Here is a 12,343-nt window from a genome sequence, read left to right as displayed (position 1 = left end):
AAAATCAGAAATGTATCATGGACAATGCTTTCAAGATGCAGATGAATTGATTGAAAAAATAGAAGAATATATAGAATACTACAACACCAAACGGATTAAAGCCAAATTAAAAGGCCTGACTCCGGTTGAATATCGAAATCAGGCCTTACAAGCCGCTTAATAAAACTGTCCAACTTTATGGGGTCACTTCAATTTTTAGGCGGTTTTTTTTATTTTAATCAATGGAAAAATCTCGAAATGTTTCAATCGATAATTTCCAATTATTAACCGCTTTCCAATATTTTTGCTCTTGTTCCAAATCTAATAGAATCAGCCTATTATTTTCAACAAACAGCTTATCTATTGCTAGTGTCACTTTGGTGAACTTTTCTTGCGACAAAATTAACTTGAAAGCATTAAGATCTAGATCAGTACTGCGTTGATTGTTTATGAGTATTGATAATCTGAGAATTTGTAACATGGCAATAATATGATTAAATTCAAACAAACTAAAATAAGGAAACTCTTCTATATTAATCGATTTTCTATGGTAACGAACCAACGTTGATAACAATAATTGTTGTTCTTCATTAAATCCAGGTAAATTACTATTCTTTAGAATATAACTAGAATGTTTATGAATAGAAGAGAAGTTAATTTTTAAACCTACCTCATGCAATTGCGCTGCCCAATATAAAATGGATTCCACACTTTGTGGTATGATCATGGATGATTGTGCTTTCCATTGAGAAAAAAGGTATTTTGCCGTTTTTACAATTTGTTTAGCATGGCGCTCATCAATATTATAGTGTTGCGATAGCGATTCAGCTGTTGTTTGTCTGATATCTCGATAGTTCGGCCCATCAATAAGTTCGTAAAGAACACCTTCACGTAAAGCACTTGGACTAAATTGTAATTCTTCTAAACCTAATGCATTAAAAACGCCACTGAAGATGGCTAGCCCACTAACAAAAACATTTTTTCTTTCCTCGGATAGAGATGGGAAATCAATTTCATTAAAATTATTAAATTCTAATACGTAACTGATTAAATCATCCAAACGTTTAGGGGTGATAATTCCGTCGCTAACCCCAATATCGAGTAAAATTTTATAAATGCTTTTAATGGTACCGGATGTACCGAAAGCTACACTAATATTCTGTTTTTTTATCAAGTTAATTAAATTTTCAATTTGTTGTTCTGCAGCTAGTTTTGCTTGTTGAAAAGAATGGTAATCGATTTTCTTTTGCGGAAAAAATTGTTTAGTATAAGTAACACACCCCATTGGTCTGCTAGCTACTAGTATTGGTTTTAAATCATTACCTTTACCAATAGCAATTTCAGTAGAACCACCACCAATATCAACCACGAATTTGCTATCATGTTCATTGGTTGACTCTGCTGTCATTGTACCGAGATAAATAAGTCTAGCTTCTTCTTGACCGGAAATGATTTCAATAGGGTAAGGTAATACTTTAGCTGCTTCGTTTAAAAATTTAAGTCTATTTTTCGCAATTCGTAGAGTATAAGTAGCGACAATTCTTACATTTTCGGTTGGAAATCCATTTAATCGTTCAGCAAATAATGCTAAACATTCAATACCGCGATTAATACTTGATTCACTTAATTCATTATATTCATTTAATCCAGTAGCAAGATGAATATTCTTTTTATGTTTATATATGATTTGTCTAGCGCCATCGATATTGCGAGCGATGATCATATGAAAACTATTAGAGCCTAAATCGATGACAGCATATTCATTAAATTTATTCACGTTAAAACCCTTATACCGATGATTCCATATGTTTTAAATAGTCATAAATGGCATGTTGTGCTCTTATTTTTTTCTTATTGCCTCGTTGTACATAATTATTCATATTATCTTTATCGATAATTCTTGCTTTAACATTATCATTGCATTGCAAGTTAAAGATATCATGTATAGTAGATTTTAATACTGGATCAAAAATTTTAACGCCTACTTCAATTCGATTATCTAAGTTACGAGGCATCCAGTCTGCTGATGAAATATAAGTGTCTTTTTTACCATCGTTTTCAAAAATATATACACGAGCGTGCTCTAAATATTGATCGACAATACTCGTTACATAGATGTTTTCACTTAAATTAGGGATTTGAGGAACTAACACACAAGTTCCCCTAACAATCATTCTAATATTTACACCTGAACATGAAGCTCGATAAAGTTGATCAATCATCTCTTTATCGGTGATCGCATTCAATTTTAAATAAATACCAGAAGGTTTTCCTGCTTTGGCATTATTAATTTCACGTTCAATAAACTCATAAAAACGTTGACGAGTATTTTGTGGCGATACCAGTAAGTGATTAAACGAAACAGGTTTAAATGGATTTTCAATGAAATTAAATACTTTAATAACTTCATCGGTAATGGCCGGATCAGAAGTTAATAGGGAAAAATCAGTATAGACTCGTGCTGTTTTTTCATTAAAGTTACCTGAGCCAATATGTGCATAGCGAACAATTCTATCTTCTTCTCGTCGATCAATTAAAAACAATTTAGCATGGATCTTGAGTTTTGGTTGTGAATAGATAACTTTAATACCACTACGAATTAATCTTTTAGCCCATTTTATATTTGCTTCTTCATCAAAGCGAGCCTGTAGTTCAACCACCACGGTAACTTTTTTACCATTATTGGCGGCATTAATTGCTGCGTGTATAAATCGTGAATCTTTCGCAACCCGATAAATATTCATACGAATATGGGTCACAGCTGGATCGAAAGAGGCTTGACGCATGATCTCAAGTACATGACCAAATGAATAATAAGGATAGTAGAGCAATACATCACGATCCTTAATTGTCGCAAAAGCATTCCTAAATTTTTTAAATCGATTATAAGCAAGACTAGGTAAACGTTTATTAAGTAAATTTTTACCCCCTAAATCAGGAAAGTTAGCTAAATCTTTAAAATTAGGATAACGTCCGCCTGGCATTGCATCTTGTTCTGTTAATCTTAATTTATTAATCAATAATTCAAATAATGCTTTAGGCATATCTTTTTGATAGGTAAAGCGTACTGGTTGAGCCGTTAAACGTTGTTTCAAACCTTGTGACATTAATTCTAGTAAACTATCTAGTTCACTATTTAATTCATATTCTGCATCACGATTAATGTTGATTGAATACGCATTTAATTCAACAGCATCAAAAAAGACTTTAAAAATATCGTCTAAACAGTAACGTAAAATATTATCTAAAAAGATAATTGATTTGTTTTTGGTTGAGACTTCCGATGGTAATAATACAAAACGAGGAGCATTGTCGGTAGGTAACTCCAATAAAGCATAACTAATATTGTCTTTACAAATAATTTCCACCGCCAAATAAGCATGATCATCTTTGAGAAATTGGATCAATTCGGTATGACTATCAAGAAGAATAGGGGTGATATATTGTCTTAGATTTTGCTTATAGTAATTTTTTATCCAATTTTCTTGATAACTGGTAAGTTGCCTTTCATTTATTAGAAAAATCTGGTTTCTAGCCATTTCTAATAACAGTTCGTTATAGAGTTGATCAAATTGTAACTCAAGCTGAATAACTTTTTGGTTAACTTGCCTTAATAAATGTTTCGCATTGGAGGTCGATTGAGATTGTTCTTGCTCAATAAGAACATATTTTTTTAAGTTTGCAAATTGAACTTTATAAAATTCATCTAGATTACTGGAGTAAATACCTAAAAAACGGATTCGTTCTATAAGAGGGTTACTTTCGTCAGCAGCCTCTTGTAGTACTCGTTGATTAAAGGATAACCAACTGAGTTCTTTGGGTGAATATACTTTTTCTATAATCATGTCTTATTTAGTCCATTCTACAAATTGAATACCTAACAGCATAACGGAAGTTAAAAAAAAAGCTAGCATATCGCTAGCTTTTTATCATTCATTTAAACAAATTTAAAATGATTAGATGCGGTGTACCGAAGTTGTATTAGTAGTACCACTTGGAACCAATGCACCTGATACCATAACAATAGTATCGCCTTGTTTAACATTACAAACTTTAACTGCCATTTCTTTACCTAAACGGTAGAAATCATCAGTTGAGTTGATCGCATCAATTAAAATTGGCTCAACACCCTTAGATAATGCTAATTGATTAACTGTTTTTTGGCTTGAAGATAGCGCTAAAATACGAGCTGTCGGGAAATAATGACGAAGTTCACGAGCAGATTTACCACTACGAGTAGCAACAACAATTAATGGCACATTTAAACGCTCAGCAATTTCAACTGCACCACAACATACTGCAGCAGTAATACGTAATGTTTCTTCTTTGGTTGTTAATTCAAGTTTAGCCGGAATAGTACCATCAGTACGTTTACAGATAGTAGCCATCACATTTACTGCTTCAAATGGATATTTACCTTTAGCACTTTCACCTGATAACATAACTGCGTCAGTTCCATCAATGATTGCATTAGCAACGTCACCAGCTTCAGCACGAGTAGGACGAGGGTTTTTAATCATTGAGTCTAACATTTGTGTTGCAGTAATAACTGGTTTTGACGCTTTATTACATTTTTTGATCATCATTTTTTGAGCAAAAATAACTTCTTCAACAGCGATTTCCACACCTAAGTCACCACGAGCAACCATGATACCATCAGAAGCTTCTAAAATTTCATCAAAATTATCTAAACCTTCTTGGTTTTCAATTTTAGAAATAATTTTGATTTCTTCACCACCGTGAGCTTTAAGATGAGCACGGATATCTTCAACGTCAGAACGTTTACGAATAAAAGAAGCAGCAATAAAGTCAACGCCTTGCTCACAACCAAAAATTAAATCATTTTTATCTTTTTCAGCAAGTGCCGGTAATTTAATAGAAACACCTGGTAAGTTAATACCTTTATTTTCACCTAAATCACCATTATTTAATACTTTACAAACAACTTCGTTACCGTTGATTTCGACAACGTCCATAGCGATTAAACCATCATCAACTAATACACGATTTCCTGGTTTAAGATCTTGAGCGAAACCTTTATAAGTAACCGCAACTCGTTCTGAATTACCAACTACGGTTTCATCAGTAGTAAAAGTGAAAGTTTGACCTGCAACAAGAGATACATCATTACCACCTTCTAACTTAATAGTACGGATTTCTGGACCTTTAGTATCCAACATAATTGCCGCTTTTAAGCCTGTTTCTTGCATTACTTCACGTAAATTTTTGATTCGATTACCGTGTTCTTCATAATCACCATGAGAGAAGTTTAAACGCATTACATTCATGCCAGCATTTAATAATTTGGTTAACATCTCTTTTGATTCTGATTTTGGTCCTATGGTACAAACGATTTTTGTCTTTTTCATAATATTATCACTACTTGTTAAGGTTAATGTTTAAATTTCATATAAACTGGGTATATGTCTAAATGCAAAATATTCTTATTGGATTGAAAGGGATATAAGAAGGATCGAGTAACTGAAAAATAGTTACTTAATTTTATTTCAGCATCTGAAAAACTGACTATTTTCATTAAAATATAGACCCTCAAAAAATTGGCTTCATTATAGACTTAACTCTATTTTAAATAAAGTTTTTTTATCATTAAATCTGTTTTAAGTTTATACAATTAGTAAATATAACAGATTGGATAATAACGATAGATTTTATAAAATTTTGAGGAAAGGGGTTTTTTAAGTTACATATAATCCTTTAGTTGAAAGATAAGTTTGTCTTGGTTATTTTTTAACACTAATTTTGTGTCAATTAATTGAACATTTGCCCCATCAATAATCAGTTTTTTAATCACATTATCGAGTAAATCTAATTGGTTATTCTGACATTTATTGTAGGTCATATTGATTATCTGGCCTTTGATCATATTATTCTCAAGTTTGACTTGAGCTGAAAATTCACTACACATTTTTCCAATCATCATCATATTTTCGCCAAATTCTAAATCAACATTGTCGAAAATAGGTAAACTCAATCCATTAGTTTCCATCAGGACATAATGGTGATGCATAAGATCCTGTTCTTTGATGCTATTTGAAGAAGTGCATCCACTTAAGTTAAATATAAGCGAGGCAGATAATAGTAATACTGATTTATTCATTTAATCTCCTATAAATAAAGAATATTTGCTATAATTTATAATAATTATAATTGTAAATAATATACTCAACACCTTATGGTATCTCAACAACAATTAAACAAATTGTCGTCAATGACTTTCTTAGATCAACTAAAAATAAGAAAGCTTATTAATAAAAAACAAAATGTTGCTGAAATCGAATCAGCAATAAATTTAGCTGTCGAACATTATAATGTTCGATTACAATCTTTACCTAATCATATTGATTTTCCTAGTAATTTACCGGTAGTTGAAAAAAAACAGGCTATTTATGAAGCAATTAAACATCATCAAGTAGTCATCATTGCTGGCGAAACAGGCTCAGGTAAAACCACACAAATTCCCAAAATATGTCTAGAATTAGGACTAGGTGTAAAAGGCTATATTGGTCATACTCAACCGAGAAGATTAGCCGCTCGTTCGGTAGCTAACCGTATTGCTGAAGAATTAAAGACGGAAATAGGGCAATTAGTCGGCTACAAAGTTAGATTTTCAGATCATGTAAGTGATAGTACATTGGTTAAATTGATGACTGATGGAATTTTATTAGCAGAAATTCAACAAGATAAGCTATTACTGCAATATGATACTATCATTATTGATGAGGCCCATGAACGTAGTTTAAATATAGATTTCATTTTAGGATATTTAAAACAACTATTACCTAAGCGTCCTGATTTAAAAGTTATTATTACTTCGGCAACAATTGATGTTGAACGTTTCTCTAATCATTTCAATCATGCACCGATAATTGAAGTATCTGGCAGAACCTATCCGGTTGAAGTTAGGTATCGGCCAGTGATTTTTAGTGAGGATTCTGAAAGTGATAAAAACAATGATTTTCAACCGATCATTAATGCTATTGATGAGCTTTCATTGGAAAGTGCTGGTGATATACTCATTTTTCTAACGGGAGAACGTGAAATACGAGATCTTGCTGATACATTAAGAAAATTAGAATTGAAACATACTGAAATTCTACCTTTATACGCAAGACTATCGGCATCAGAACAAAATCGCATTTTCCAACCGCATAATGGACGACGGATTGTATTAGCAACTAATGTTGCTGAAACGTCGTTAACTGTTCCAGGCATTAAATATGTTATTGACCCCGGTTTAGCCAGAATTAGTCGTTATAGCTATCGTACTAAAGTACAACGATTACCAATTGAACCAATTTCTCAAGCATCTGCAAATCAAAGAAAAGGGCGTTGTGGTAGAACATCGGACGGTATTTGTATTCGGCTTTATGATGAACAAGATTTTTTATCAAGACCTGAATTTACAGAACCAGAAATATTACGAACAAATTTAGCTTCAGTTATATTACAAATGACATCATTAGGATTAGGTGATATTGCTGCTTTTCCGTTTGTGGAATCACCTGATTCTAGGTATATTCGTGATGGTATACGACTATTAGAAGAACTTGGAGCTATTTATACTAAACATCATCATTATCACTTAACTGATATAGGTCGAATTTTATCCCAGTTACCTATAGATCCTCGATTAGCGAGAATGTTAGTTGAAGCAAGGCAATTAGGTTGTATAAAAGAAGTGATGATCATTACTGCTGCACTATCAATACAAGATCCTAGAGAACGTCCATTTGATAAACAGCAAGCTTCTGATGAAAAACATCGACGATTTGCCGATAAAGAATCAGACTTTATCTCTTTTATTAATTTATGGAATTATATTGCCAGTCAACAAGCAGAATTATCGGGTAATCAATTTAGACGTTTATGCCAAAAAGAATACCTCAATTATCTGCGTATTCGTGAATGGCAAGATGTTTATACGCAAATTAGGCAAACAGTTAAACAACTAGCATTTCCGATCAATAGCCAATTAGCGGATTATCGTTCATTACACATTGCACTATTAAGTGGTTTATTATCGCATGTTGGGATGAAAGAAATCGAAAAACATGAATATATTGGTGCTCGTAATGTCAAATTTGCTATTTTCCCTAATTCAGCAATTTTTAAAAATCAACCAAAATGGTGTATTGCTAGTGAATTGGTTGAAACCAGTCGATTATGGGGGAGAACGGCAGCCAAAATTGAAGCTGAATGGGTCGAACCAATAGCCAAACATCTAGTCAAATACAGTTACAGTGAACCTAGATGGTCTAAGAAGCAAGGAACAACCATTGCTAACGAAAAAGTCACTTTATACGGATTACCTATTGTTGCTAGTCGTACGGTTAATTACAGTAAAATTGATCCAATATTAAGTCGCTCTTTATTTATTCGCCATGCGTTAGTGGAAGGTGATTGGCAAACTAACTACAGTTTTTATAAGCAAAATCAAAAATTAATCAATGAAGTTGAGGATCTTGAACATAAGTCTCGACGTCAAGATATTCTGATTGATGATGATGACCTATATAACTTTTACGATGAACGAATAGATAAATCAGTCATTTCTGCAAAGCATTTTGATACATGGTGGAAAACAAAACAAAAAATTGATCCAGAATTTCTTAATGTCAAAAAAAATATGTTGATTAAACAGTCAGCACAACCGGTGAAAGTGAATGATTATCCAGATTTTTGGTATCAAAACAACTTAAAGCTACCTTTGAGTTATCAGTTTGATCTTGGTAACGTGCGTGACGGCGTCACAATCACTATTCCACTCAACATCCTTAATCAGATAAAAAATAGTGGTTTTGATTGGCAAGTTCCTGGTTTTCGCTATGATTTAATCATTTCATTAATCAAATCATTACCTAAATCATTACGTAAAAGTTTGGTACCTGCACCAAATTATGCTGAAGCTTTTTTGAATAGAGCCAATTCAACAGCATCGCCGTTACTTGAAACGTTACAAAATGAATTTAGAAAAATGACAGGTACTAAGATTGAGCCATCAGATTGGCAACTTGATCAGGTACCTAGTTACTTAAAGATGAATTTCAGTATTGTTGATCATGATCGTGAAATTGCTTTTGGCAAAGATTTAGTTAAACTTCAAGAACAACTTAAAAAAGAAGTTCAACAAGCGTTATCATCTTTAACCCAGAAAAAATCGATTAAAATAGAAAAGAATAATATTACTGATTGGGATTTTGGTTCTTTACCAGCAATCTATGAAGAAAAACAAAACAATTACATAATTAAAGCTTATCCAGCGATTATTGATAATCAACATTCAGTTAGTATCAAACTTGTTGATTCGTTGGAAGAACAAAAGCGCTTAAGTAAATTAGGTATTCGTCGATTATTAATCCTCAATATTCCATCACCCATAAAATATTTACATGAAAAACTGCCAAACAAATCTAAGTTAGGCTTATATTTTAATTCATTTGGCACAGTACTTAATCTTATTGATGATTGTATTGCTTGTGGCGTTGATCATTTAATTGAAAAGACTAACCAAATTATTGATAATCAACAACAATATCAACAACTTCTAACTTACACTAAAAGCCATATCAATGAAACAGTTGTTGATATTGCTAAACAAGTAGAATCAATATTAACGTTACACTTTAATATTAATAAAAAATTAAAAGGGAGAGTAGATCTATCCCTTGCTTTTGCTTTATCTGATATAAAGCAGCAAGTCAGCGAATTAGTCTATAAAGGGTTTGTTGCACAAACCGGTTATGACAAGCTTCCTGATATTTATCGCTATTTATCTGCGATTGAAAAACGTTTAGAAAAGCTTGGTTCGAATATGGCTAAAGATAGACAAGCAATGAATATAATAGAAGAAGTTAAGAATGAATATCAAACTTGGCTAAATAGTTTGCCAGAAAATCAAAAATCATTAAGTAAAGTGACTAACATTAAATGGATGATTGAAGAACTAAGAGTTAATCTTTTTGCCCAACAATTAGGAACGCCATACCCAATATCGGCAAAACGCATAAGACAACAAATAGAGACTGTATCGACAGAGTTATAATTTTAGAATCTATAATCTGATACGTTACGGTAGTAAAAAGAAGGGCGCGTAGACGCCCATTTTGATTATCGATAAAGATCTACAAATACCGTAATATTTGGACCTTTAGTATCATGCGCTATACGAGCAATATGATAATATTTTGCGCCAGCTTCAATCGCACGTTTACCTGCTTGGTAAGAAATTTCTTGATCAGTGACATAATAGCCTCTAAATTTCAATGTATCAAACGCAACCATTTTAGCTGCTGTAGCATCATTAAGTTCTTGAATTTTTCTTCCATCAGATAATGTTACAGTGTAACGAGTTACTCTCTGAGGTTCAGTAACAACAGATGTCGTTGTTTCAGTATTTGATGATGTTGCAACTTTAGCTGTAGTAGTTGTTATTGAAGTCGAAGTTGTAGGCGTTTTATCGATAACCTTATTATTAAACTTATCAGCATAATATTTTTCATTAAACGCAGAAGGGGAATAATAACCCGGTTTTTCAACCTGCATTGCAGCATCACCACCTTTAGCTAAAGCTAATTGACCTGCCTCTGAATCATAAGGAATAGCGTCTTCAGGTTGTAATTTACGTTCTGGCGCATCTTTTTTAAATAAATAAGCTGCAATTTGTAAAGTGCTACCTAATTCTGAACGTGAATCAATATAAAATCCATAAGCACCTTTGGCTGATGCTTCTTTAGCAATTGCTTGATTAACGTCATAATCAGTTGGGAAGTAGCCACGAATACGGACAATATTGAATGGTTCTAATCGTATTGCTTTTGCTTTAGGATACTCATATACACCTTCAAACTTACGTAAATTTTCTGTTGGTTCTACAGCTTTAGGGGCATCTGATTTATATAACTTAGCATAGACAATTCGTAAAGTATCATTTGAAGGACTAATATTAGTTGTTGTAATGTAGAACGAAGCCGCACCTTCATTATCAGCAGCTTTTGACATAGCCATAACGTAATCGCTATCAGTATAAAAAGCACCTCGAATAGTAATGCTTTTGAAAGATTGCATGCTATTAGCTTGTTCTTCAGTCAATTGTTGTGCAGCAAATGAAGAACAAGGTATAAGCGCAATAGTCGCAGCGATAAATGTTTTCTTTAAACTTGTCATATAAAAACCTTACAGTAAATTTTAATTAATTTAGCACAGATAAATTTAGTTACATATTTCTATTAAAGAATCTAAATCATTGATATATATGTATTTGCCTTTGGCTGTTAAGATGTTTTGTTCTTGTAATTTTGATAGATTGCGACTAACGGTTTCAATTGTTAATCCTAAAAAATTGGCTATATCAGCACGACTCATTGCCAGTTTTATATTCAAAGAGGTATGTCCTCTTTGCTGATATCTAAGATAAAGAGAATAGATGAAAGTAGCAAGACGTTCATCAGATTTTTTTTGCGAATAACAGAGAATTAATTTTTGATAGTTATAAATGTCCGTGCTCAATAACTTAAATACCAGATCACGGACACTTTTGTTACTATCAATTAATGTCATTAATTCATCAAAGTGAAGCTCACAAAGCGAAGTATTACCCAAAGTTTGAATATTGCTATTATAAACTTTTGTTGAGATAGAATCTAAACCAACGATATCTCCAGGCAAATAAAAGCCATTAATTTGCTCAGTTTTTTCTGGTGTCGTCACATATGTCTTTAATGCGCCAGAATGAACAATATAAAACTTCTTAAATGGAGTTTTTGCTTTAACAACTATTTCATCTTTAGTATATGTTTTTTGCCGTTCTAAAATATTACTCAGTGAATTATTAATTAACATTGGAATACAAAGTCCACCAAGACTACATGATTCGCAAGGAACGGAATAACTATTGCTGCGCAATGTTTTATAAATAGTATGCATATTAACCTATTAACCTAAATAGAATTGTTAAAGATTTTAATTGTTAAGATTATCATATTTTTCAATAAAACAAAAACTAACTATATAGTTTATATTCTATTATTCAATAAATAGAAAAGAAATGGAAAATTATTATTAAATAATTAAATTACCATTTTTTGATAAATCATATTTATTTTTAAGTTTATTAAGAGTCCCATTTAATTAATAGAGATAAGTAATAGAGAGAAGAATCGAAATTTACTGAATAATTCAGTTCTTCTTAAAAGAAGAATTAAGTTCGTAATAATATAATATATTTAACATAATATACATTATGCGCACTAAATATAATCAATATTTAACTTAATATAATTTTTTATTTTATAGATGACAATTTTGTAAATACTTCCTATTAGTAATATATCAGTTAAGCGTATAA

The 12,343-nt window shown here is 31.9% G+C and carries 8 protein-coding genes; 2 read left to right on the top strand and 6 right to left on the bottom strand.

Going from position 1 to position 12,343, the window contains the following annotated elements; translation table 11 throughout:
- Positions 1–160 (top strand): IS3 family transposase (locus tag B6D18_RS11285; protein ID WP_144063987.1); only part of this gene is annotated, 160 nt, incomplete at its 5' end.
- A 54-nt stretch (positions 161–214) separates the two neighbouring features.
- Here the strand turns inward: B6D18_RS11285 and B6D18_RS11280 are convergent.
- From B6D18_RS11280 to B6D18_RS11265, 4 genes are all read right to left on the bottom strand, one after another.
- Positions 215–1,756 (bottom strand): exopolyphosphatase, encoded by a 1,542-nt coding sequence (locus tag B6D18_RS11280; protein WP_216818960.1) that lies wholly within the window; start codon positions 1,754–1,756, stop codon positions 215–217.
- Between the two features lie 10 nt (positions 1,757–1,766).
- Positions 1,767–3,824 (bottom strand): polyphosphate kinase 1, encoded by a 2,058-nt coding sequence (gene ppk1, locus B6D18_RS11275; RefSeq protein ID WP_086364532.1) that lies wholly within the window; start codon positions 3,822–3,824, stop codon positions 1,767–1,769.
- A gap of 111 nt (positions 3,825–3,935) precedes the next feature.
- On the bottom strand, positions 3,936–5,348 hold the full coding sequence (pykF, locus tag B6D18_RS11270; RefSeq protein ID WP_034902737.1) for a pyruvate kinase PykF: 1,413 nt from the start codon (positions 5,346–5,348) through the stop codon (positions 3,936–3,938).
- A 332-nt stretch (positions 5,349–5,680) separates the two neighbouring features.
- Entirely contained in the window at positions 5,681–6,097 is a 417-nt protein-coding gene (locus B6D18_RS11265; protein ID WP_086364531.1) for an META domain-containing protein, read from the bottom strand.
- 75 nt (positions 6,098–6,172) lie between these two features.
- On the opposite strand from B6D18_RS11265, the gene hrpA reads away from it, so the two are divergent.
- Entirely contained in the window at positions 6,173–10,042 is a 3,870-nt protein-coding gene (hrpA, locus tag B6D18_RS11260) for an ATP-dependent RNA helicase HrpA (protein WP_086364530.1), read from the top strand.
- A 65-nt stretch (positions 10,043–10,107) separates the two neighbouring features.
- Here hrpA and B6D18_RS11255 read toward each other — a convergent pair whose 3' ends face one another.
- A complete protein-coding gene (locus B6D18_RS11255) occupies positions 10,108–11,163 on the bottom strand; it encodes a YdgH/BhsA/McbA-like domain containing protein (protein ID WP_086364529.1) in 1,056 nt (351 codons plus the stop codon).
- Positions 11,164–11,208: 45 nt separating this feature from the next.
- Positions 11,209–11,922, bottom strand: coding sequence for a helix-turn-helix domain-containing protein (locus tag B6D18_RS11250; RefSeq protein WP_086364528.1), 714 nt, complete (start codon positions 11,920–11,922; stop codon positions 11,209–11,211).
- Between the last annotated feature and the right edge of the window lie 421 nt (positions 11,923–12,343).

This window comes from Gilliamella sp. A7, from assembly GCF_002142015.1.
GTDB lineage: Bacteria > Pseudomonadota > Gammaproteobacteria > Enterobacterales > Orbaceae > Gilliamella > Gilliamella apis_A.
This window is presented reverse-complemented; position numbering and strand designations above follow the sequence as displayed.